The sequence below is a fragment of the Streptomyces sp. NPDC001914 genome, assembly GCF_042891215.1.
Classification (GTDB): domain Bacteria; phylum Actinomycetota; class Actinomycetes; order Streptomycetales; family Streptomycetaceae; genus Streptomyces.
This window is the reverse complement of sequence record NZ_JBIASW010000018.1, coordinates 1-21,102: the sequence shown is the minus strand read 5'-3', so window position 1 is coordinate 21,102 and position 21,102 is coordinate 1. Positions and strand designations below refer to the sequence as shown.

Sequence of the window (21,102 nt, the reverse complement as noted above, 5' to 3'; positions counted from 1 at the left end):
AGTAGTGCTTCGTTAGGTCTTTCCGTTGATGCTGATCAAGCGCATGTTGGAGCGTGTGGATGCGTATGAAGTGAGCCGATTACGGGCGGCGTTGGTGATGTTCGTGGCGGATGTCTTCGCCTCGGTGCCGCGTAAAGACCAGCGGGCCAGAGGTGAGTGCTATCTGCGAGGCCTGATGCTGGATGGCCGGCGCAAGTCGATTCAGCCGATGGCCGAGCGTCTGCCGGACGGGAACATGCAGGCCCTGCAGCAGTTCGTGAACCAGTCGCCGTGGGATCCGCTGCCGGTCAGACAGCGGATCGCCGAGCGGCTGTCCCAAGTCGTCAAGCCCGAGGTGTGGGTGATCGACGACGTGTCGTTCCCCAAGTGTGGCAAGGCGTCGGTCGGGGTGGCCCGCCAGTACTGCGGAGCGGTCGGCAAACGGGCGAACTGCCAGGTCGCGGTCAGTGTTCATGCCGCCACCGACACCGCCTCGTGCCCGCTGGAGTGGCAGTTGTATCTGCCGCGGGAGTGGACGGACGAGCCGGACCGCTGCCGCAGGGCAGGAGTCCCCGCCAACGTGGGACACCAGGAGAAGTGGCGTCTCGCGCTCGGCCTGCTGGACACACTCGCCCAGTGGCAGTTGACAGCGCCGGTCGTGGTCGCCGATGCCGGCTACGGCGTCAGCACTCCGTTCCGGCTCGGGCTCAAGGAGCGAGGACTGTCCTATGTCCTGGCGCTGAGCGGGAAGGAAGTCGCTCATCCGGAGGATGTCGAGCCGCACCTGCCCGCCTATGGCGGACTTGGGCCGCCCACCCTGCCCCGCTACCGGACCCCGCCCCGAGCAGTCTCCGTCCTCGCGGCGGAGGCGGGTGAGGCACGGTTGGCCGAGGTGACCTGGCGGCAGGGCAGCAAAGGTGTGATGACCTCACGGTTCGTGGTGCTGACGGTGCGGCCCGCAGGCAAGCAGTCCCTGGCCGCCGCCCAGGCATCGGGCGGCGGCCGCAACCGGTGGGACGGCATCTTGCCCATCCAGACCCTCCTGGTCGAATGGCCAAACGGCCAGGACGCACCCACCAACTACTGGATATCGAACCTGCCGGCCACCACACCGATCACCGACCTGGTGCGATGGGCGAAGATGCGCTGGCGGATCGAACACGACTACCGCGAACTCAAACACGGCCTGGGACTCGACCACTTCGAGGGCCGCACCTGGCGCGGCTGGCACCACCACGTCACGCTCGTCACCGCAGCTCAGGCCTTCCTCACCCTCCGCAGGCTCGACCCAAAAGCCCTGGCACCGGCCCGAGCCTCTACCAGACCCTTGATGCACTCCAAGACCTACTGAGGTGCTGGACCGGCACCTGCATCACCTGCGGCCGCCCCCTCACCGCCAGCAGATCCAGACCACGAACCTAACGAAGCACTACTAGGACTTGTCCGGTCGATCACGTGACAGCGGCAGGTGGAGACGGCGGTCTTGCCTGTTTGCTGAGGGGTTACAGAGGGGCCAACTCCACCCTGCCTGTGAATCGGCCACCCACTTGATCGGCGAGCCAATGGACGCGGCTGATCTGGTCGCCGTTCCGGTTCCGGACGTGCACGTGGACGGTATGGTCCTGCGACGGCTCGTTCTGGTAGAGGTCCCGGGAATTCACTGTCAGCGTGAGGTATGCGTACTTCTGCGAGATCGCCTCCAGCCCAGCTTCGGGAACCGCAGGCCATGCGTCCAGATCCCACCTAACAGCCGCGGGGCTGGCCCCAGAGCGGCGATGAAAGGCTCGGCGCGGTCCAGCGGACGACCCCAGTCGAACACTCGGATCGGCAGGCAGTCTGCCGGGTTGTCGCCGGCCTCCGACGAACCGTGCTCCTTGCCAGCCGACGCCCACCATTCGAGGTCAGGGAGTACGTCACGTACTTGCGCCAGGACATCCGGCGACCTGATCACGGCTTCGAAGTCGACTTCGCCCTGATCGATGTCTGCCATGCCCAGCAAGGTCCGCACCGCACGTATCGCTTCAGACAGGTCGCTGGTTGTGAGGACAGCAGCCGCAGCAGAGTTGCTCATTCCGGAACCATAAGACGGCACCCACAGGCCGGTCCGTGCGGGTGCTGGCCTGCATCGCATTTGTCAGGACCGGAGCCATATTGCAAGTGCCGCTGCGGTGGCGGTGCCGAGGTAGACGTAACCGCGCTTGTCGTACCGCGTGGCCACCGCTCGGTACTGCTTGAGCCGATTGATCGCCCGTTCCACGGTATTGCGTTTCTTGTAACGCTCTTCGTCGAAGCCCGGTGGCCGCCCGCCGCGCGAGCCTTTGCGCAGGCGGGCTGCCTGACTCTCGGTCTTCTCCGGGATCGCGTGCCGGATGCCCCGGCGCCGCAGGTACTCGCGGCACGGACCGTTGCTGCATCCCTTGTCGGCCGCGACGCTGTCGGGCTTCGTGCGAGGCCGTCCCCAACCGACCCGCGGAACGCGGATCTGTGCCAGCACCGTCTGGAACTGGGTGCAGTCCGCCCGCTGCCCCGGTGTGACGACCAAGGACAGCGGGCGACAACGGCCGTCGGCGCTCAGGTGGAGTTTGCTGGTGAACCCGCCCCGCGAGCGGCCCAGTCCCTCACCTCCTGCACCACCTCCACCAGCCGGGCGAACAGGCTTTGCCACGGTGTTTCGCCCTGATGTTCTCCTGCTTCGGCCCCCTTTGACGCGGGTGCCGGCGGCGGATCGGTCCGGGCACCGGCCGCGTGCTGATGGGCTCGCACGATGGTGGAGTCCACCGAGATGTCCCAGTCGATCTCGCCCGCGACGTCGGCAGCGGCCTGGACCACCTGGAGGAGACGCTCCCACGTGCCGTCGGCCGACCACAGCCGGTAGCGTTCATAGACGGTCTTCCAGGGACCGAACCGCTCAGGCAGATCCCGCCACTGCACCCCGGTGCGCACCCGATGCAGGATCCCGTTGATCACCTGCCGATGATCCCGCCACCGGCCACAACGTCCATTGCTCACCGGCAGGAATGGCCGCAGCCGTTCCCACTCCACATCCGCCAGATCACTCCGCCTCATGCCCGCAACAACGACCCAGGCACGGAAGCGGTCACATGATCGCCCGGACAGTCCTAGCTGGCCTTTCTCGGTCTGGGTGCCGCCCCTCTGCTGCCATAAGTCGCTTCTCGAACGCACCGCATAAGACACCGTCCAAGCTTTTCGAGTTGCCTTGCGTGGTGACGCTGGGTGATCCTTCCGCATGCTGGTGTCAAGCGGTATGCGGATGCCCGGGCCTGGCCGCCGCGCTGGCCGGGGGCGTGGAAGTACTGCAACGGTGCTCTGGGCTTGGAACGTCTCGAGGACGGGCCGAGGCTCGAGACGAGTGCGGAGACGTCCGAGCTGAAATGTTGTGGCGGCTGTCGCCGAGCGGCCACGGTCGCCGCATGACTCGCCGATCACCGTGCGAGGTGGTCACAATCATGCCGAGGCAGTTACAGGAGCCTTCGCAAAGAAGGCACCACGAGTAATTTTGATAAACGTGTAAAGACACAGCGCCGCGTAGGAAACCGTTGCGGCTGCGAGCAGTGCGTAGGTAACCTCTCTGCGACCATCCACATTTTCGATGCTGAGCCAATGAATCAAGTCAGTAACGGCTGCCGCATAGGTGAAGCCGAAGGCCCAATAGGGTGGCCCGAAAGGAGCAGTTCGATAGGTAGGAACGAGCGATACCTGCACCAGCGCCATCAGGATTGCGTAACCTGCCAGTGCACTGGCGACAAAGTCTACTCGTCCGCCATTCATCGCGAACCAAACGTTTCCTGCCACAACGGGCGGGGCCAGTTCGATGGCGATCACAGGCAGGAGTGGCTTAGGCAGTGCAGGCTGAGTGAAAAGTCTGAGAAGGAGGATGGACCCAAGAACGACCCAGCACACCACACCCCACCCGAACATCAGCTGAGCCAGCCTGGTCCACCCGAACGCAGCGGCACCACCAGCTGAAATCAGGCCGCCAGCGGCAGTCGGGATGAAGTAGCCCGGGTGCCAATCGACCAGTTTCATCTCGACACGGATCCAAGCTGCAGTGATCCACCCACCGAGGATCACTGTGCCAACTAGAGCAATAATGTAAATAACTTTTCCAGCCTCTTCAGCATACGGCTTCAGGGCGACACCGAAGAGCATCGGAGTGATCGGAATTAGTGCCGTGAACGGTCCGGTTACAGGGTGCGTAAAGCCTCGCCTAAACCGCCTCTGGGCCAGCGAATTTACCGTATAGGCCACAAGAGTTGCCAGCCACAAGACCGCAGCGAACAGCCACAGCGTGACTCCTACCCACTCTGGCCCATCCACTGTGCCTCGTGCCACTGTCCATGCCTGGGCTAGTCCTGCAGTGCCAAAACTGATGGCGAACAGGTTGGGGGTCAATTGATATTTATGGCCCGTCACGAGAGGATTCCAATCAAGATGACGCCAAAGCCCCCTGCGCGCGTCCACGGTCCGCGAGCGCGAATGATGGCGTCTGGACGACGTTCATCCAGCAATGTTCGCCTCCTTGAGCACATGACGCGAGTCCAAAAAGTCTCGCCCTGGCAGGGGCGGCTACAAGCTTCGGCCCACTCCCGGGTTACGAGCTCCGGACTCGGGTGGATGGAATGCACTTCAACCGAGAGCACGATGTCTGAGCGATCACTGCGGCCGTGCCGGTAGCCGAGGACAGAGCAGGGTGATCGATCCACAGCTTTTGTGTCCGGAATCAGTAGGCAGCATCCTGTAGCGAAGACCGCGAGCCGCTGTTGGCGATTTCTCGCGCCGTTCGTGGGTGTGCTGGTGCACCGTGTTGTGCCGTGCGGGCGTTCGTCCGTGAGTACCCGCCATAGCGCGGGATGAGCTTGGTTCCCAGCCGACGAGGTGGCTCCGCATTCCGCTGTCTGGCTCGGGAGTTACGGTGACCTCTTTCAAGCGAAGTGATTTCGGCCTGTTGCTGCTCCGCCTGAGCACTGGAGGGGTGCTCGCCGTGCACGGGGCGCAGAAGTTGTTCGGCTGGTTTGGCGGCGGTGGAATTTCTGGGACCGCCGTGGCTATGGAGGCGATGGGTTACAAACCTGGCCGAGCCAGTGGGCTTGCTGCGGGCCTCGCTGAGACAGGTGGTGGCGTACTTCTGGGACTCGGATTGGCAACGCCGGCTGCGGGGGCAGCCGCGGCCGGGGGCATGGTCGGAGCCGCCTCGGTACTGGCTCCTAACGGCTTTTTTGCACAGAACGGCGGCTTCGAGCACGCAGCAGCCCTGGGAGCGACGGCTGCCGGAATCGCGGTGTCGGGACCAGGCCGACTGTCACTGGACCACCTGCTGGGGCATTCGGTGAACCGGGATTGGATGGTTCCCGTCGGGTTCGGCATAGCGGCAGCAGCGACCTTGGTCGTCGTGGGAACACGCAACAGGCGGGTTCGGCGCGCCTCGGCAGCCGTGCCGGAGTCCGCTGCCAACGAGAGTTAGCGAGAGCCGCCCAGTTCACCACCCTGATGTCTACCGCCGATCGCGGGAAACCGTAGTCGGGTCGAGTAGCGGCACGTGGTATCGCACAACTGGTGTCCGGGAAATCGACGGTAAAGACTGTCGTTGCAGAAGAAAACTTCAACGAGGTCATTACAGCAAATGACCTGGTCCTTCTCGACTTCTGGGCTTCTTGGTGTGGACCTTGTCGCCAGTTTGAGCCCGTCTACGAGGGCGCGGCTGAGCGCAACCCAGACCTGGTATTCGGAAAGATCGATACTGAAGCCCAGCCGGAACTGGCCGCCGACTTCAACATCCGGTCCATTCCGACCCTGATGATCATGAAGGAGCAAGCGGTCGTCTTCGCGCAAGCGGGGGCACTGCCGGCTGATGCGCTGGCGGATTTAATCGCTCAGGCCAGAAATTTCGAGGTCGACAAAGCCGATTCCGTCGACGGGGAGTAGCGAGCACCATGACAGCCGCGGCTTGCCCTCCGTCGTGAGTTAGTTTGGCCGCAACGGAAGCTGCAGCGGATCGTGTGCCGGGGCAGTGCCAGTTCGGTGCGTTACCGGCGGGCAATGATGTTGTTGGCCTCGGCCGGAGGGCACCGGGTGTCAGGATTGCATCCGCAGTGAGAGAGGCATCCACTGGGGCGGACGCCCCCTCAAGGCCGCAGCCTGACCGCAACTTCGCGAACCTGCGTGGTCACAGCACCGTCCCGCCGGGGGGTGGTGGTCATGTCTACGCTGACGGCATGACAGTGGTGTGGGTGACGGGCAACTCAGGCACGGGTAGACCGTGTCCTATGTGGTGAGGCGGACGAGTCGCTTGTAGCAGCAGAGGGCGGCGGCGAGGCCGAGAAAGGCCAGGTAGTTGCGGGGATGGCGTTCGTAGCGGTGGTTGAGCCGCCGGTAGCCGGTCAGCCAGGACATGGTCCGTTCGATCACCCACCGCCGGCGCCCTAACCGCTCGCTGGACTCGACTCCCTTGCGGGCGATACGGACACCGATGCGCTTGCCCCACAACCATTTCCTCAGGTGAGGGATGTCGTAGGCCTTGTCGGCATGAAGACGGCGGGGCTTGAAGTAGCGGCCGCGGTGGGGGTCGTGTTTCGTTTGGAGGCCGGTGATCATGGGCTTGAGGGCGAGGCTGTCGTGGGTGTTGGCGGCCGAGATGCCGACGAGGAGGGGCAGTCCGTTCGCGTCCGACAGGACGTGCATCTTGGAACCCGGCTTACCTCGGTCCACGGGACTCGGACCTGTGAGTTCGCCCCTTTTTTCGCCCGAACGTGGGCGGAGTCGAGGACGGCTCGGGAGAGGTCGAGCAGGCCGGCGTCGTCCAGGCGGTGCAGAATCTCCTCGTGCAGCCGACCCCACACGCCTGCCCGCGACCAGATCAGGAACCGGCGATGCGCGGTCGACTTCGATATGCCGAAGCACGGCGGCAAAGCCCGCCATGAACAGCCGCTGACCAGAACGTAGATGATTGCTGCGAACAGCGTCTCATCAGGCGTGTCCTGCGTCCCGCCGCCCTGCGGCCGCACCTTCGACGGCGGGATCAGCGGCTCCGCTATCTCCCACAGCCCGTCCGGAACAATCCAACTCCACGTACCCCGCCCCATACCCGATTTCAACGACCCAGCCCCACATAGGACACGTTCTAAGTCCACGGTCTGCGAGGTGTTGCGAGCGCGCGGCTATGTTGCGCTCGACGCCGATGACGGCTTCAGTCGCTGGATCGACCGAACAACGGGCGAGGTTGTGGTGGATCCTCCGGATCCGGTTCCGGGGGGCTGGCTCGACCGATACGGGTGGGCGATCGTCCGTGAGCACGTCGAGACCCTCGCCGAGGAGTCTCGTTTCCGAACCGCGTTCCTGTGCGGGTCGGCGGAGAACGAGGCAAGCGTCCGCGCTTTCTTCGACCACATCATCTGCCTGGTCATCGACGAGGACACCCTCCGCCACCGGCTCGCGACCCGTACGACAAACACATTCGGTCAACATCCCGAAGAGCTCGCAGCGGCCCTGAAATGGAATCCTCGGATGCGAGCAATCTACGAAAGCCTTGACGCGACGATCATCGATGCGTCCAAGCCGGTGACCGAGGTGGTGGACAACGTGATCGACGCCATTCAGGGACTGACAGGGACCACCCGATAACGCGGATTACGTCTGCGCGCCGCGTGGTCGCTCAGCGGCGGTCCAGCCGCCACGCCGGTCGACCCGGCGAACCTGTGCGGCCAGGGCACTAGCCAGTAGAGCGTAGTTCAGCGCGCTAAACAGGGGACGGTTTGGAGATCTTTGGCGGAGGGGCTGGTCTCGAAGGACGGCAGGGTGGCGTGTTCCCACGGTCTGGCTCGAGGTCTGCATGACGTCGGTGGCACCGCCGCTCGTTGTCCGCTCAGTTGTCTTCGAGCGCTATGCGCAGGCTGACCGTCCCCCGCAGGTCCAGCCAGGCAGTGCCAGGGCTGCGAACAAGCCGGAGCACGATGTGGGTGCAGTTCGGGCAGCGGGCGATCAGCCCGGGCCCACGACCGTAGACCCGAAGCCGGGCGACGGGGCCCGCGGTGCCGCAGTTGGTACAGGTAGCAATCGCTGCAGTCAGGTCGACAGCGAACACCTCAGAGAGGGGTCCGGCCAGGACGTTGCCGTCCTCATGGGCGTCGTCGTAGGCGTCGTTGGGTGTGTCGACGGGGAGCGTGGTCATGGTCAGCCTCCGCTGGGACCGAAGCGTTCGGTGCGGACGAGTCCGGGGTCGTGGCCCAGCCCGACCAACTGGTCGGCCGCGTACTCGACGAAGCCGGTGGGACCGCAGACGTAAACGGTCGGCTCGAAGTCGGGCGGCCACCCGGATACCACGAGGTCCTCGGCGCGCAGCCGTCCGGCTGGGCGCCGCGAGCTCTCGGGGGCGGTGCGTGTGTAGACGTATGCCACGTCCACCCCCGGGTCGGTGTGTCGCAGTTCGTCTTGGTAGAGCCGGTCCTCCGGGGTGCGCACGGAGTAGATGAGCCGGAACGGCGAGCGACTACCGACGGCACGGCGTGCGCGAATCATCGCCATCAACGGGACGAGGCCGGAGCCGCCGGCGACCAAAAGCACCGGCTCCGTCTGCTCCGGGCGCCACACGAACCAGCCGCCGACTGGTCCTCTCAGCTCTACCGCGTCACCGGTACCGAACACATCGACGAGGTATGGCGAGACCTCCCCGTCCGTGACGCGCTGGACCGTCAGCTCGACGTGCTCCGCGCCCGGTGCAGAGGCGATCGAGTAGCTGCGCTGGGTGCTGTAGCCGTCGGCAGCCGTCAGCCGCAGGTCCACGTGTTGGCCGCCGAGATGTCCGGGCCAGCCGTGAACGTCCAGGAGTAGGGTGCTCGCCGTCGGCGTCTCCGGCCGCTGTTGCACCAGCGTGGCTGCACGCCAGCGCAGCCGGTCGCCTAGTCGCCTTGGTACCGCTGTTCGCGCCATGGGTCTCCGTAGTCGTGGTAGCCGGCGCTCTCCCAAAACCCCGGTTCGTCGTCTTGAAGCAGCCGGATTCCGCGCACCCACTTCGCGGACTTCCACAGGTACAGGTGGGGCACCAGCAGCCGGGCGGGGCCCCCGTGTTCAGGTGGCAGGTCCTCGCCGTCGTAGCCGTAGGCGATCCATGCCTGGCCGTCGAGCAGGTCCTCCAGGGGGAGGTTGGTGGTGTACCCGCCGTATGCGTGGACCAGGGCGAAGTCGGCGGCCGTCTCGACATCCGCGAGTAGGAGGTCTAGCGACACGCCCTGCCAGCGGGTGTCGAACTTGGACCACTTGGTGACGCAGTGCAGATCCACGGTCGGCCGCTCGGAGGCCAGCCCCATCAGGTCCTTCCAGGACCATGCGTGGTCGGCTCCGGTCTCGGTGGTCACCGTGAACTGCCAGGTGTCGCGGCTGACCCTGGGTGTGGGTCCGGCGGACAGCACGGGGAAGTCATATGCCTCGTACTGTCCGGGTGGTAGCCGCCCGTCGTAGGATCTCGGCCGTCCCCGGAAGCCGGGTGACATGATTTCCATGGTCAGGTCCTTCCTACCGCAGCTTGTCATCATCTGCCGCGTGCCACTGCAGGGGAGGGAACGTGCTGCCTTCGGTATCCGCCGTCTTGTCTGCTTGTCTGGGCTCCGCAGGAGTACTCAGCCTGCTGTTGCGCGGTGCCGAATCGGCGGCTGCGCAATGTCGGACCGCTCATCTGGCAGCGTCGGATCGAGCCTTTCTCCCTAGGTGAAAAGCTTAAATCCGCTGGGCGTGACCGCCACTTTGGCCGCTTTCAGAAACCGTGAGCCTCGTCATCAGGCCTGCGTGCGCTTCGCCAGCCACCAGTTTGGGCGGACGAACGGGCGGGTGTATCCGTCGGGTAAGTGCTCCGACTCCCAGAACGGATCCTCGGGCACGACCTCGGTCACAACCTTCGCTGACCGCAGTCCGGAGGTGTCGACGCCCCCGTTGGTCTCCTCGGTGACCCGCTCTGCTCGTCGTCGACATAGAAGACGGCGAACCGGTAGCTGAGGCCGATGTCGTTGCCCTGGCGGTTCCTCCTCGACGGGTCGTGCATCTGAAGAAGTACTCCTGGATCGTCCGGTGGTCGGTCTTCGTGACATCGGGAGTGGTCTCGATCGCCTCGCGTGCGTGCCATCGTTCCGGTGCGTCACGTTCGGGACATAGCCGACGCTACATCCGACCCCACCGGGAACGTCCTGATCAGTCCTTTCACGTCGCATACAGCAGATACCCGCCAGCAGCGCCATCTCTTCACGCCGGCTCGTAGCACGTCACGGTTCACTGTGAGTCACCATCTACATCTGAAGGAAGATCTTGAGACGCCATCTCGGTTGGCGTGATCTTGCGGCAGCCCGGGTGATGACTGCTGCGCTTGTCGAGCGCCTAGCGCCGGATGAGTTGTGGGCGTTGTTACAGCGGGTGGTGCCGCTGCAACCCCTCCGCCCGCAGGGTGGAGGGCAGCGCCGGCAAGGAGACGAACCGCGAGGTACTGTCCACGACGCTTTCGTGGCCACCTCGGGCTGCATCTGGAACCACTCCTGTTGGGCTTCGGACTGTGGGGGTGCCCCCTACCGACCGCTCACCGAGTGGGCAGAGGCCAGGGCATCGACCGAGCTCCACCGCCTGGCCCTGGACCAACTAGGTGCCCAAGGCGAGCTTGGCTGGTCGCGGTGCGCAATCGACTCAATCAGGCAGGGGCGCTGACGGGACCAAAACCCACCGACGGTTGAAAATCCACCTCGTCGTGGACCACCAGGGGCTTCCTTTGTCCGTCACCGTCTCGACCGCCGACCTCCACGACAGCCGGGCCCTCATCCCACTGGTCCGCGGCATTCCGCCCGTTCGTACCTGCTCCGGCCTGCAGCATCGGCCCGGCAGCTGCCTGGCGACAAGGGGTACGGCTACCGCTGCCGGCGTCGCTGCGCCTCACGTTGAGCGACCGCGCTACGGGGCTGGGGCGACGTCGACTCGGTATGAGCCTGGCGCGCGCCAAACGCCTGCGGCTCGGGTTTGATCTGTTAAACGGATCACTATCCCCCACTTTTGGTTGAACATTAAATTTTTTCGCGTACTGTCGACGTTGCCAGATGATCCTTCGGGATCCAACGCAGATACTTGAGAAGGTTCTCCATGTCTCTTGTCCTTGACCCCGCCGCCCAGGACCTGCTGTTCCGCGAGGCCCGCACCGCGAACACCTTCACCGACGAGCCGGTGACCGACGAGCAGGTCCAGGCGATCTACGACCTGATCAAGTTCGGCCCGACCGCCTTCAACCAGACGCCGCTGCGCATCACCCTGGTCCGCTCCCCCGAGGCCCGCGAGCGTCTCGTGCAGCACCTCGCCGAGGGCAACCGCGCAAAGACCCTTTCCGCCCCGCTCGTCGCGATCCTCTCCGCGGACAACGAGTTCCACGAGGAACTGCCGACGCTGTTCCCCCACTTCCCCGCCGCCAAGGACGTCTTCTACTCCGAGCGCCCGGCCCGTGAGGGTGCCGCCTCGCTGAACGCCGCGCTCCAGGCCGCGTACTTCATCATCGGTGTGCGGGCCGCCGGCCTCGCCGCAGGCCCGATGACCGGTGCCGACTTCGCCGGCATCCAGAAGGAGTTCCTCGACGACGACCACAAGCCCTTCGTCGTCATGAACATTGGTAAGCCGGGCGAGGACGCCTGGTTCCCCCGCTCCCCGCGTCTGGACCTCGACCAGGTCATCACGACCATCTGATCAACTTCGCGCATCGCACCCGTACGCGAGACGACGGTTGCACGGCTAGCTCTTCTAGTCGTGCAACCGCGCTAAGCGGAGCCAGCGTGAGAACACACTCGGTTCTGCTGCTATCGGAATGGCTTCAGACGTCGCCAGTCGATGAGTGAGCAAGCGAGGCTGAGGAATGCGTCGTGGATGTCGTGGCGCACTTCCCAACGGATCCTCAGCCGGCGGGACCAAAAGGAGATGAGCGAAGGCGTGCCCTACGCCTCATCAATCCGCATCCAGGACCGGAGCTGTGCGGGACACCACGGCGAGCGATCCCAGGTTTGACACAAGAGGACGCCGACAGAGACGACCGCGTTTGCCGCGCACCGAGGGCAACCTGAAGCCGGGATGAACTGGGTGACATCGGTGCGGTTGGCGGAACGGCCGTGGCATCGGTGATCACGTGGTGCTTGCTGCCATGTGGGCAGGATCGGCTCCTGCCCACAACTGGTCCCCAGAGCTTCCCGCGGCTTCCGCCGAGCCGCCGGACCTTTTCACATCCGCCCCGAAGGCCACCCCCGCGATCCCCCAAGATCATTTCGCTGAGGGTTCTTGCAATGAGCGAAGGCAAGCAGGACACGTGGGCTGAGCCGATGGAGCTACGGATTGCCTCACGAAGGCGCGGAATCTCGTTGCGAGGGCATGAACGGTAACTGCGACGGTTGCCCTGTTGCCCGGGGCCGGCGCAAGCGTTCCCGCATGACCTGAAAGGGTGCCGGCGGCTCGTCAATGCAATGACGGTGGGCAAGGATGGTGTCTTACAACGAAAAGGCGCACCCCCACCGCTTGCCAACATAGGGAGTGCGCCTCTCGTGGCCCCGCCCGCAAGAGGAGCCACTGACAACTATACCTCCCATTTCGCACCTATGGATCCCAGTGTGCGACACTTAACATCGAGCGGGTTGAGGGAGCGGCATTTATCCGCTCGGAGCATGGAAGGCTTCCAGACTGCGACCCTCGGACCGCCTTGCTCATTTCACCCACGACAGACGCATGCCAGACCTGAAAACTCGTCACAAATGGTAGCAACCAAAGACGCGGAGTAAATATCAGAGCGATCTCTGCGTGGCACCCCTAGCGATCCATTTCGCCTTGCGGCTGAATCGTTTCGTTACTTTCGATCAATACTGAAGTGGTGACTGTCATAATGATGAATGCTCGCGAATTGATTCTCGCCTATACCGCCAATATTGCGGACCCTGTGGCCGCTTCCACACTGTTCGCCGATGACGGAGTCATCGAACTTCCATACCTGGAATCATTGGGAATCCCGCCGAGAATCGAGGGCCCTGATGCAATCCGAGAGTTTATCACCGGATTGCTGGAGCGCGTTCCGGACTTCGGATTCGACGAGGTAAACATTTTTATCGAAACCGACGACCAAATTTTCGGCGAGTGGTCAGTTGAGACAACGACCGTCGATGGGCGCCCGTTCAGCCAGACCTACGCTGGCCGCCTGGTCGCAGAGAACGGGAAGATCAAGCTTCTTCGTGAGTCGCTGGACCTGGTGCGAGCCGCTCGGGCGATGTTGCCTAACGGCGTTGCGGACATTCCCCAGTGACCGCTGATAGGACGGCCTGAAGATCTATTCAGCCGTTCAACGCCTCATACGGCACGAACGATGTCGTGTATTTTTTCTCCAATAAGCCAACTCAAGGGCGCCGCCGATGATGCATCGGTCTCTCCGAGGCCAGCGAAGGCTTCATAAAGGCCGGGCGTCCAACAGACCAGCATGTCCGGGATCTCGCCACGTGCCCCTCAAGGGTAGTGGCCCTGGATATCCCGAAATCTGCGCCAGGCTGGCGCCCCGGGCGATCACCTCTGAACCATGGATTCAGTCGACCCGGGACCGGTAGGCATGCGCCCATAGGCCCAGCGCATCAAAGGCTGGCCGCAACGCCGCACCGGCCTCCGTCAACCGGTACACGACTCGTAGCGGGGGCCCCGCATCTACCTCGCGTACGACCAGTCCGGCCGCGGTAAGGTCAGCGAGCCTGTCAGACAGCATCCGCTCACTGATTCCCGGGATTGCGCGACGCAACTCGGAAAAATGAGCGGGGTGTTGCATCAGGACCGCCACAATCAGGCCTGTCCAGCGCTTGCCCAGCAATGCAAAAGCTCGAATCATGCTGCTATCGATCTCCCTGCACGGACCCGGTTCGCTTCCTTCGATTTCAGCCATGACCTCTGTGTCACCTTTCCATCACACGTGGCGAGCTGAGCCACGTGCTCAAGTGCACCGCACATCACCTCTACGCATCCCGCGATCGGAGGGACGGGCTGAGTCTGTACCCACAGTGCTAGAGAAGCCCGATGCAAGCGACATCACCAAAAAGCGCCTACTCGCGAGTCCATTGAGTGGTGTACACATCGAGAAGAATGATGTTTAACAGTCAATACTGAACTTGAAAGCGTGATGTCGGTGACGATCACCCAGCCAACGCGCGTGTTGCGGTAGCTCTAACGATCTACGAGGGACGCCGGGCGGTGGGCTGACCGACACGGAGACACACGGGAGCGGTCATGGCTGTGGGCCGTGGACAACTTCGATTTCCAGCCGCGGGGCCTGATGGGAGTCCACCTGAATCCGGCCCCAGTCTCCGACGAGCGTGAACTCCCCGGCCATCCAGGTGAACTCGTCGATGGCGCCGTAATCAATTTCCCCGCTCGCATCCCGGGCCGGTGGACTCCCCTGGTCAGTCCAGGTGAGGCCGCGGACGGCTTCGAAACAGAGCAGAGCCGTACGGAAGCAGGCCCGATCACCTCCCAGCGGCGGGCCAAAGTCGGGATGCCCTGGAAGGAGCAGCAGGTCCAGCCTGAACACCAGCTTTTCCGGACGGGCTTCGATCCCCAACACGTAGCTGCCTTCGAGATGAATCTTCTCGAAGGCCGGCAGGCTGCGATAGTCCGCCCGCATCCGAGACCTCCCTGGTGCCCACGCCGTTCTCCGACGACGACACGCTACCGGTCCCGCCCCGGCTGCCCAGGATCGAGATGAGCACGCTCACCGTTGGTCGCGAAGGCGGGGGCAGCAGTCGAGGGTGCTTCACTGAACCCCAGTCCCGTTTCTGCGAGGCATCCGTCAATCACCTGCGGCCTGTACTGCAACATCTTGAGCTTGCGCCTGACCGCGCGGGTGATCTGGCCGAGGTCGGCGGCCGCGAGGTTGCCGAGATCGCGCTTCACCAGCGACCAGATGCCCTTGGTCGGGTTCAAATCGGGGGCGTAGGTCGGCATCTGGAACACGATGAGCCAGTCGGAGTTCGCGGAGATGAAGTCCTACATGCCAGCGGTCAGGTGGAGGCGGAGTTGTCCCACACGAGCACGATCGGCCCGCCGAGCTGGATACGAGCGCGGACGATCAGATCGCGGAAGTCGCGCCAGGAGAAGCCCTTCGGCTCGGCCTTGCGGCCCCGGTACTCGCGGATCGCGTAGATCAGCCGAGACCGCTCGCCCGGCCTGTAACAGGCCATGCCCGCCATCGAAACCCGGCCTGATCCCCGTCCGCGCACGCGGACGACGGGCGTGTGCCCGATGCGGCCCCAGGTCTTGGCGCGAGGCGGCGTCATCGACTGTCCGGCCTCGTCCTCGAAGACAATCCAGGCCCCGCGAGACGCCGCGACGCTTTTACCCGCGGCCAGACCTCCTTCTTCCACAACTCCACCGCAGCGTCGTCACGCTCGATGGCGCGGCGGACCGACTACTGCCACGACCAGCCGTGCCGCTTCAGCAGCCGCCACGTGCCCTCGATCGTGTACGACACGTGGAACAGTCGGCCGATCTTCACCCGCGCCAGCGTCCACCGCTGGTCCGCCCAGCCATGGATCAAAGGCCCGCGCTACAACTCTCGCTCCAACCCGGCGATCTGCATCTCGCCGAGCCTCGGTCGCCCCGGCGATCCCCCTGGACAGAACTCCAGCCTCACCACGCGTACGCCACTGCCGGCGCCACCGTTCCACCGACCGCTCGCTGACCCGCAACACGGCAGCGATCTCCCGGTTCTTCTCCCTGCCCTCGAAGCGTTCAACGGCCTGCAGTCGGATGCGCTCCCGCGCGGCCCTCCCGGCATCGGTCAACCCGCCACCCTGCGCGTATCTCACAATCCAGAGCTACCGGAACGGCCCTGCCGCCGTCAGACGAACAGCCCCGACATCACCCGATCAAGTTCAGTAGACGCTGGGGCCGACGCTCACCCCCACATTCCGCTGACAGGCGGACAGGCCTCGACAGGCCGCCGCGGAAGCTGATGCCCGATGGGCTATACAGTCCGGCATGAGCATCGTCGACACGTCCATAGCAGCGGGGGCAGCAGCGCTCAGCGGCGTTGCCGCCTACGGGGCATGGAAGGCCTCCCACCCGTGAGGCCAACAAGGCCGCATGGCACGCGAACGAGACTGCGTGCGGCCTCCGTCGCACAGATCGAACGCGACCGGTGGCACAAAGAGCTGACACCCCGGCTCCGGATCAAGATCCAGGACGACCCCCACGACGTGCTGTACATCCGGTTCGACGGCCCCGGCGCCCTGGGCGAACTCGCGGTCCAGATCACCATCCGGGACGACTTCGACCGCTCGCGGCCTCCCCACTTGGCCGGCACTCCGACAGTTGACCAACGAGCTCAAGTCATCTGGGGGCCCTACCGGTTCCGCTCCGGCGTCGACGATGCCGACCCGATGGGCCGGTTGGTGCCCGCCTTCCCCCTCACCCCCGGCGACCGCCACCGACTCGCTCTCGACCCCTCCCTCAGACCACCCTGGTACGAAGGCAACGACCGAGAACAACGGTGGCGTGACGAATACCGCCACTCCCCCATCCGGCTCGTGGCGCGATGCACCGCTCACGGACACAAACGATGGGACCTTGCCTTTGCCGTACCGCCAGACGGCACGTGGGCCCACGGCGGCGAGTGATCGTCCAGGCCGTGTTGTGGCCGAGGTCCCAGACGAGCCCGGTCGGCTGACGTCTGCATCGGGATGGATTGAGACTGGGCGCCGCCAGGGCCGGCACCTCCGGTGATTCACTTCGCTGGATCCGATGACTGTCCGCCGGTGGCGGGGTCCTTGTGGATGAACCTCATCGGGTTGGTCCAGCACGAATGAAGACGAGAGAAGACCCCGTACCGACGCAAAGCGGCTCCCGTGCCGGCTTACAGGCTGATCAGTTCCGCGCTGAAGTCGCCGAGTTCGAGCGTCCCAGAGGTGGGGGTCTTCGCGTGGTAGTGGGCTCCTGGGATCTTGGCCGCAGAGCGGGTCAGCAGGTCGACTACCTGGTCGTGGCCGGTTTCAGGGCGCGCTTCCCAGACCAATTGGTCGGGAAGGGCGCCACGACCCGGGACCCAAACAGGTTCTAGATCGAAGCGGTACCACAAAGGCATGGAACGCATCGGAAGAGCGCTGCGTAGCGGACTGCTGGAGGTGTACTCCCAGTGCGTGCGGTGCGCAGCTTCCTCATCGGTGAGGTCCTGGCCAAGCCACAAGGGGGATCGTCCCTCGCTCTCGTGCCAGCCCGTTTCTAGCTTGAAGAGCATGCTGGCCATGCGTTTGTCTTGCCAGCGATGCCAGTCCACGAGGTCGAGTCGGGCCCCGGTGGGTGTGTGAATCAGTCGTACACGCCTGTCGGTGAAGTTCATCAGCCGAAGGCCGGGGATGCCGCACACCACCTGGTCCTCGTGGCGAAAGGGCAGGAGGCGGCTGGCGATCCGGTAGGCCGTGTTGGTGTGGATCTCCAGATGGCGCCGCTGGAGGCAGATGACGTTCAGGTAGCCGCTGATGCGGGCCAACGCGCTCTTTCCCGGCTGCTCCAGCGGGTGCGGGCGGTGCGCCCAGCCAGAGCGTGGAGCAGCCACGATCGGGGACGTCCTGCGGAAAGGTGAGGTCGAGGCGGGAACCGCCGGTAGCCTGCCCCGCGGTTCCCGCTGACGACGGCTCAGCGCAGGCTGTCGGCCGGGCCGACGTACAGATACGTGTCCCGTTCGGTGACGTGGGCCGCGTCGTCGTCCCGCACGTGGTAGATCTCGAGGAGCTGCCCGTCGGACGGGCGCACGATCCACTTCGGATCGTGCGGGCTGTGTGCGAAGTTCTTGGACCACTTCCAGGAGATCTCGGTGCCGATCCGGCCGGCTCCGTCCTTCACCCTTTCCGTCACCTCGGCGCCAGGCGTGTCCGCCAGAACGCGGTAGAGCGCGGCGCGCAGGCGCGGAGAGGCAGGTGAGTTGGTCAACAGCTCGCCCGACTGCCGGACGGTCTGCTCGGCGGCGGATGCTCCCTGTGCGCCCGCCGACAGGAGACGACGCAGTGCGTCCGGTCGGGTGGGGAGCTTGTCGAGGTTGTCCCAGCTCACCTGCCGGTTGCCGACACTCCAGCTCGTGCCACCCCGCGGACCCTTCTTCGCGACGGTTCGGCCGTTCTGGGTCTTGATCACGAGCGCATTGCGGCTCAGGTAGTACTCGTCGGTGTGGGTCCTGTCGCCTTCCACCCAGGTCTTGACCGTGGTCTTCCAGTACGGGGTGTTCCGCTGGGTCCCGGAAGCGGCCCGGTCGGCCATGGAGTTGAAGAGATCGGCCGCTGAGACACTGGCTGCCGGCTCACTGCCGGCACCGACCACCGGGAGGATGGCCACACCCGCAGCGACGGCTGCGACTGCGGCAGCGCCGGCGAGAAGCCGGCGCCTGCCGAAGCGGGGCGTCACCACAATGGCGGTGGCGGGTACGGCATGCTTGGTGTCCGCCGCCATCGCCTGGCGCAGAAGAGCGTGGGCCGCCGTGAGCACCGCCGGGTCCGGAGGTTCGGTCCGGCCGGCGTTCTTGAGGGCAGTGGCGCCCGGGAAGTTGAGTACGTAGGTGTCCTGCTCCTCGTGCGTCATGCGAAGTCTCCCGTCAAATTCGTGAGGGTGGTCCCTGTCAGCGCGACACGAAGTCGGGTGCGGGCCCGGTGAAGGCGAGAGCGGGCGGTGCCAGCGGGGATGCCGACGACGGCCGCGGCCTCGGTCGGCGTCAGTTGCTCCCAGGCGACGAGCAGGAGCAACTCGCGCTCCGACTCGGGAAGCCGGGCGAGCCCCTCGCGCAGCTCGGGCCCCATTGCGGAAGCGTCCAGTCGCTGGTCGACAGCCCGCCACGGGTCGCCCTCCGGGATCTCCGACGCTGCCTGCGAAGCGTCCGTCGCCCGGGACACGGTCTGCCAGTGACGGGCCAGTACGTTCCTGGCGACGCCGAACAGCCAGCCTCTGGCGGAACCCCGTGCGGCGTCGTAGGTGTGGCGGGTGGCATAGGCCTGCAGCCACACCTCGGAGAGCAGGTCGTCGGCCGCTGTCGGTGCACGGCGTACGAGATAGCCGTGCAGGGCGACGGAATGCCGGTCGACCAGGGGCTCGAATGCCGCGGGCTCGCTTGCGGCGCGAATCAGCAGATCCTCGTCCGGGTCCATGGAATCTCCTGTCCGAGGCCGCCAGGGTGGCGGTCTCATCCCGTACTTGCACGGAAGCGGCGCAAGCGTTCGCACGACCACACGATGGCGGGTCGGGCCGTACGGCCCAAGAGTTCGCATGCGACCGGCCGCACGGGGTGTCAGGCGAGGAGCCGTCCGGCTCCAAGACACCGACAGCGACCCCGCGCAGACCGATGAGCCGGCACTGGACATGGACAAAGCAGAAACGTATCCTCCCAGCTCATCAACCTCAGCCTTGCCGAGATCCGATGACTGATCACCCGCCTCACCGACAGCCGCCCCACCTCGGTCGACCACATCCTGCACTGGTCGACCTGGCACCGCAGATGCCAGTACCAGGCCCGCATCAGCCACTACGAACGACGCGGACACAGCCCATGAACTGCCCAACAATCAGAGCAAACACCGTTGCAGTACCAGCGGATCTTGACGGACCCCAAGGTCGCCGATGACCCGCGGCCCACTGCCGGTACGGCTGTGCGGGCGGTGAGCGGACGCCCGCACGACAGGCGTCGTTCGGGCGCCTGCGCGCAAGGGCCACTGTCAGGGGGTAAAGACCTCGTCGAGGCGGTCGATGGCACCATCGGCGCCCAGGTGGTAGGTGAAGACGAGTCCCGAGTTCGGGTGCACCTCCAGCCAGTCGAGGAACTCCTGCACGCCGATGTGCTGGTTCTCGGTGCTCTCCACGATGGGGTTGGTGACGGTGACGTACGCGGCCTGGTCCATCGGGATGAACGTCTCTTTGCCGACCGTCTCGAACGGCGCGCCATCGGAGTCGGGCGATCCGCAGCCCCAGTTGCCGTGCTTGACGATCAGGCTGAGCGATTCCCCTTCGGGGGTGTAGCGGTAGACCGCGACCTCGTCGGGGGAGATCGGCATCTTGTGGTCGCATCCGTCGTCGGCGCCCCCCGCACCCGACCCCGCGGCAATGGGGGACGAGGACGCGGTCGGAGCTGCTCCGGGGGACTCGGCGGCGCTGCCCGAGCCCGAAGACGGCGTGGCGGCCGGCTTCTTGCTCGCCGTACCGGTGCCCGTCCCGTTGCCGGTGTTTGTGCCGTCACCGGTGCTCCCCGCCTTCGTGGGGCTCGCGCTCGTGCCGACGTCCGAACCTGTCACGTCGTCGCCGTTGCACCCTGTGAGGACCAACGCGCCCGCCACGCAGGCGCCCAGGACGGCCACCCGGACAACGCCCGGTCTGCGTCGGTTCTTCCTCAACATCGTGTTCATAACGTTTCCCCCTATTGTCCCGATTCTCGGTGTACCTCGTCGGCTCGTCGCAGAGGACGACTTCCGGCCACCGTCAGTTGCACGTTCGGATCAGGTGTTCACTCACCACCGGTCGTGCGACGCACATCGCGTGTCCCGCAGGTCGTCTTCACGTCTGGCCTTGGCCTGTTTTCGCCTGCCGACCTTAGCGTGCGGCGCGGTCGTGACGGGACGGTACCGGGGCCGCGGGCACCGCGCGGCCGGCCCCCAGAACTTCCCTCATTGGCGCCATCCGGACCGTGCCCGCGTCAAGAACCTGATCCCGCCGGACGCAAGCATCGGCCATTCTGCATGCCCACCGTGCCTGCGGTGTCCGGCAGCGCAGCGAACGCGCGCTGCCGGACACCGCAGGACAGGCGGGACTTGCGGCTCATCGGGCCATACCGCGGGGCGGCGCATCCCGCGCTGGTGCGCGCGGCGCTCGAAACCGGCGGAGACGTGCCGGCCGAGGCGCAGCGGCCGGACTTCAGGAGCATGGTGCACGTGGCAGCCGCGATCGGCCTGAGAGCGCAGGAGGTCGAGGCAGACGCGTTGACCGAAGCGTTCGTAGTGGTCCTGTGGCACGACGAAGGCTTAGAGGTCGTTTTCTCCCGTTGTTTCATCCCGGAATCTGATGTTTGGTCTGCGGTGCCGGGTTGCGCCAGGAGACCGTGTTTTCGCTGGTGAGGCG

Annotated in this window: 23 protein-coding genes and 4 pseudogenes; 9 read left to right on the top strand and 18 right to left on the bottom strand. The window is 65.1% G+C overall.

All coding sequences use genetic code 11. The annotated features are described in order from the left end of the window. The first annotated feature begins 55 nt into the window (after positions 1-55). Complete coding sequence (locus tag ACFYYF_RS34865) at positions 56-1,330, top strand: IS701 family transposase (RefSeq protein WP_388782205.1); 1,275 nt, start codon at positions 56-58, stop codon at positions 1,328-1,330. A gap of 312 nt (positions 1,331-1,642) precedes the next feature. On the opposite strand, the gene ACFYYF_RS34860 is transcribed toward ACFYYF_RS34865, so the two are convergent. From ACFYYF_RS34860 to ACFYYF_RS34850, 3 genes and pseudogenes are all read right to left on the bottom strand, one after another. Beyond that, positions 1,643-2,050, bottom strand: coding sequence for a hypothetical protein (locus tag ACFYYF_RS34860; RefSeq protein ID WP_388781881.1), 408 nt, complete (start codon positions 2,048-2,050; stop codon positions 1,643-1,645). A gap of 63 nt (positions 2,051-2,113) precedes the next feature. After that, positions 2,114-3,045, bottom strand: a pseudogene (locus ACFYYF_RS34855) (IS5 family transposase). A 399-nt stretch (positions 3,046-3,444) separates the two neighbouring features. Then, positions 3,445-4,413 carry a TDT family transporter gene (locus ACFYYF_RS34850; RefSeq protein WP_388781878.1) on the bottom strand — a complete coding sequence of 323 codons (969 nt, stop codon included), beginning with the start codon at positions 4,411-4,413 and terminating at the stop codon, positions 3,445-3,447. Positions 4,414-4,912: 499 nt separating this feature from the next. Between ACFYYF_RS34850 and ACFYYF_RS34845 the strand changes: the two genes are divergently transcribed. Continuing rightward, the gene (locus tag ACFYYF_RS34845) at positions 4,913-5,461 is read left to right on the top strand and encodes a DoxX family membrane protein (protein WP_388781875.1); all 549 of its coding nucleotides are present in this window, start codon (positions 4,913-4,915) and stop codon (positions 5,459-5,461) included. Positions 5,462-5,553: 92 nt separating this feature from the next. Beyond that, positions 5,554-5,922 carry a thioredoxin gene (gene trxA, locus ACFYYF_RS34840; RefSeq protein WP_388781872.1) on the top strand — a complete coding sequence of 123 codons (369 nt, stop codon included), beginning with the start codon at positions 5,554-5,556 and terminating at the stop codon, positions 5,920-5,922. A 339-nt stretch (positions 5,923-6,261) separates the two neighbouring features. On the opposite strand, the gene ACFYYF_RS34835 is transcribed toward trxA, so the two are convergent. Beyond that, a protein-coding gene (locus ACFYYF_RS34835) for an IS5 family transposase (RefSeq protein ID WP_388781869.1) occupies positions 6,262-7,079 on the bottom strand; the annotation gives its coding sequence in 2 pieces (ribosomal slippage) (positions 6,262-6,731 and positions 6,731-7,079; 819 coding nt in all). Between the two features lie 58 nt (positions 7,080-7,137). Here ACFYYF_RS34835 and ACFYYF_RS34830 point away from each other — a divergent pair. Next, on the top strand, positions 7,138-7,617 hold the full coding sequence (locus ACFYYF_RS34830) for a hypothetical protein (protein WP_388781866.1): 480 nt from the start codon (positions 7,138-7,140) through the stop codon (positions 7,615-7,617). A gap of 241 nt (positions 7,618-7,858) precedes the next feature. Here ACFYYF_RS34830 and ACFYYF_RS34825 read toward each other — a convergent pair whose 3' ends face one another. The 4 genes and pseudogenes from ACFYYF_RS34825 to ACFYYF_RS34810 form a co-directional block, all read right to left on the bottom strand. Then, on the bottom strand, positions 7,859-8,164 hold the full coding sequence (locus tag ACFYYF_RS34825; RefSeq protein ID WP_388781863.1) for a DUF6510 family protein: 306 nt from the start codon (positions 8,162-8,164) through the stop codon (positions 7,859-7,861). A 2-nt stretch (positions 8,165-8,166) separates the two neighbouring features. After that, on the bottom strand, positions 8,167-8,922 hold the full coding sequence (locus ACFYYF_RS34820) for a ferredoxin reductase (protein WP_388781860.1): 756 nt from the start codon (positions 8,920-8,922) through the stop codon (positions 8,167-8,169). Next, the gene (locus tag ACFYYF_RS34815) at positions 8,892-9,491 is read right to left on the bottom strand and encodes a sulfite oxidase-like oxidoreductase (protein WP_388781857.1); all 600 of its coding nucleotides are present in this window, start codon (positions 9,489-9,491) and stop codon (positions 8,892-8,894) included. Before ACFYYF_RS34815 ends, ACFYYF_RS34820 begins: the two co-directional genes overlap by 31 nt. A gap of 273 nt (positions 9,492-9,764) precedes the next feature. Then, a pseudogene (locus tag ACFYYF_RS34810) lies at positions 9,765-10,220 on the bottom strand (peptide-methionine (S)-S-oxide reductase). A gap of 112 nt (positions 10,221-10,332) precedes the next feature. Between ACFYYF_RS34810 and ACFYYF_RS34805 the strand changes: the two are divergent. The 3 genes and pseudogenes from ACFYYF_RS34805 to ACFYYF_RS34795 all read left to right on the top strand — a co-directional run. Further along, positions 10,333-10,905, top strand: a pseudogene (locus ACFYYF_RS34805) (transposase); the annotation flags it as partial. Between the two features lie 198 nt (positions 10,906-11,103). Beyond that, entirely contained in the window at positions 11,104-11,694 is a 591-nt protein-coding gene (locus ACFYYF_RS34800) for a malonic semialdehyde reductase (protein WP_388781854.1), read from the top strand. Positions 11,695-12,859: 1,165 nt separating this feature from the next. Next, on the top strand, positions 12,860-13,285 hold the full coding sequence (locus tag ACFYYF_RS34795; RefSeq protein WP_388781851.1) for a nuclear transport factor 2 family protein: 426 nt from the start codon (positions 12,860-12,862) through the stop codon (positions 13,283-13,285). Between the two features lie 273 nt (positions 13,286-13,558). Here the strand turns inward: ACFYYF_RS34795 and ACFYYF_RS34790 are convergent, their stop codons facing one another. From ACFYYF_RS34790 to ACFYYF_RS34765, 6 genes and pseudogenes are all read right to left on the bottom strand, one after another. Further along, a complete protein-coding gene (locus ACFYYF_RS34790) occupies positions 13,559-13,906 on the bottom strand; it encodes a winged helix-turn-helix transcriptional regulator (protein ID WP_388781848.1) in 348 nt (115 codons plus the stop codon). Between the two features lie 339 nt (positions 13,907-14,245). Then, positions 14,246-14,641 (bottom strand): hypothetical protein, encoded by a 396-nt coding sequence (locus tag ACFYYF_RS34785; protein ID WP_388781845.1) that lies wholly within the window; start codon positions 14,639-14,641, stop codon positions 14,246-14,248. Between the two features lie 44 nt (positions 14,642-14,685). Then, positions 14,686-14,961 (bottom strand): hypothetical protein, encoded by a 276-nt coding sequence (locus tag ACFYYF_RS34780; protein WP_388781842.1) that lies wholly within the window; start codon positions 14,959-14,961, stop codon positions 14,686-14,688. 56 nt (positions 14,962-15,017) lie between these two features. Continuing rightward, a complete protein-coding gene (locus ACFYYF_RS34775; protein ID WP_388781839.1) occupies positions 15,018-15,197 on the bottom strand; it encodes a hypothetical protein in 180 nt (59 codons plus the stop codon). 227 nt (positions 15,198-15,424) lie between these two features. After that, positions 15,425-15,553: a winged helix-turn-helix domain-containing protein gene (locus ACFYYF_RS34770; RefSeq protein ID WP_388781836.1), complete on the bottom strand. Its 129-nt coding sequence runs from the start codon at positions 15,551-15,553 to the stop codon at positions 15,425-15,427. Positions 15,554-15,692: 139 nt separating this feature from the next. Then, positions 15,693-15,824 (bottom strand): annotated as a pseudogene (locus ACFYYF_RS34765) (transposase); the annotation flags it as partial. Positions 15,825-16,064: 240 nt separating this feature from the next. On the opposite strand from ACFYYF_RS34765, the gene ACFYYF_RS34760 reads away from it, so the two are divergent. After that, on the top strand, positions 16,065-16,634 hold the full coding sequence (locus ACFYYF_RS34760) for a hypothetical protein (RefSeq protein ID WP_388781833.1): 570 nt from the start codon (positions 16,065-16,067) through the stop codon (positions 16,632-16,634). A gap of 236 nt (positions 16,635-16,870) precedes the next feature. On the opposite strand, the gene ACFYYF_RS34755 is transcribed toward ACFYYF_RS34760, so the two are convergent. The 4 genes from ACFYYF_RS34755 to ACFYYF_RS34740 form a co-directional block, all read right to left on the bottom strand. Then, positions 16,871-17,503: a hypothetical protein gene (locus tag ACFYYF_RS34755; protein WP_388781830.1), complete on the bottom strand. Its 633-nt coding sequence runs from the start codon at positions 17,501-17,503 to the stop codon at positions 16,871-16,873. Positions 17,504-17,649: 146 nt separating this feature from the next. Further along, positions 17,650-18,585, bottom strand: a complete 936-nt coding sequence (locus tag ACFYYF_RS34750) for a hypothetical protein (protein WP_388781827.1) — start codon at positions 18,583-18,585, stop codon at positions 17,650-17,652. Further along, positions 18,582-19,145, bottom strand: coding sequence for an RNA polymerase sigma factor (locus tag ACFYYF_RS34745; RefSeq protein ID WP_361687557.1), 564 nt, complete (start codon positions 19,143-19,145; stop codon positions 18,582-18,584). The genes ACFYYF_RS34750 and ACFYYF_RS34745 overlap by 4 nt, the downstream gene beginning before the upstream one ends. 564 nt (positions 19,146-19,709) lie before the next feature. Then, entirely contained in the window at positions 19,710-20,393 is a 684-nt protein-coding gene (locus ACFYYF_RS34740) for a hypothetical protein (RefSeq protein ID WP_388781824.1), read from the bottom strand. A gap of 348 nt (positions 20,394-20,741) precedes the next feature. On the opposite strand from ACFYYF_RS34740, the gene ACFYYF_RS34735 reads away from it, so the two are divergent. After that, entirely contained in the window at positions 20,742-21,098 is a 357-nt protein-coding gene (locus tag ACFYYF_RS34735; RefSeq protein WP_388781821.1) for a hypothetical protein, read from the top strand. The last annotated feature ends 4 nt before the right edge of the window (positions 21,099-21,102 follow it).

What these genes read in the sequence shown, in the direction of transcription:
- ACFYYF_RS34860 (WP_388781881.1), bottom strand. Translation starts at nt 2,050, where the DNA reads ATGAGCAACTCTGCTGCGGCTGCTGTCCTCACAACCAGCGACCTGTCT.
- ACFYYF_RS34760 (WP_388781833.1), top strand. Translation starts at nt 16,065, where the DNA reads ATGGAAGGCCTCCCACCCGTGAGGCCAACAAGGCCGCATGGCACGCGA.
- ACFYYF_RS34740 (WP_388781824.1), bottom strand. Translation starts at nt 20,393, where the DNA reads ATGAACACGATGTTGAGGAAGAACCGACGCAGACCGGGCGTTGTCCGG.
- ACFYYF_RS34745 (WP_361687557.1), bottom strand. Translation starts at nt 19,145, where the DNA reads ATGGACCCGGACGAGGATCTGCTGATTCGCGCCGCAAGCGAGCCCGCG.
- ACFYYF_RS34800 (WP_388781854.1), top strand. Translation starts at nt 11,104, where the DNA reads ATGTCTCTTGTCCTTGACCCCGCCGCCCAGGACCTGCTGTTCCGCGAG.
- ACFYYF_RS34815 (WP_388781857.1), bottom strand. Translation starts at nt 9,491, where the DNA reads ATGGAAATCATGTCACCCGGCTTCCGGGGACGGCCGAGATCCTACGAC.
- ACFYYF_RS34790 (WP_388781848.1), bottom strand. Translation starts at nt 13,906, where the DNA reads ATGGCTGAAATCGAAGGAAGCGAACCGGGTCCGTGCAGGGAGATCGAT.
- ACFYYF_RS34780 (WP_388781842.1), bottom strand. Translation starts at nt 14,961, where the DNA reads ATGCCGACCTACGCCCCCGATTTGAACCCGACCAAGGGCATCTGGTCG.
- ACFYYF_RS34775 (WP_388781839.1), bottom strand. Translation starts at nt 15,197, where the DNA reads ATGGCCTGTTACAGGCCGGGCGAGCGGTCTCGGCTGATCTACGCGATC.
- ACFYYF_RS34750 (WP_388781827.1), bottom strand. Translation starts at nt 18,585, where the DNA reads ATGACGCACGAGGAGCAGGACACCTACGTACTCAACTTCCCGGGCGCC.
- ACFYYF_RS34825 (WP_388781863.1), bottom strand. Translation starts at nt 8,164, where the DNA reads ATGACCACGCTCCCCGTCGACACACCCAACGACGCCTACGACGACGCC.
- ACFYYF_RS34785 (WP_388781845.1), bottom strand. Translation starts at nt 14,641, where the DNA reads ATGCGGGCGGACTATCGCAGCCTGCCGGCCTTCGAGAAGATTCATCTC.
- ACFYYF_RS34820 (WP_388781860.1), bottom strand. Translation starts at nt 8,922, where the DNA reads ATGGCGCGAACAGCGGTACCAAGGCGACTAGGCGACCGGCTGCGCTGG.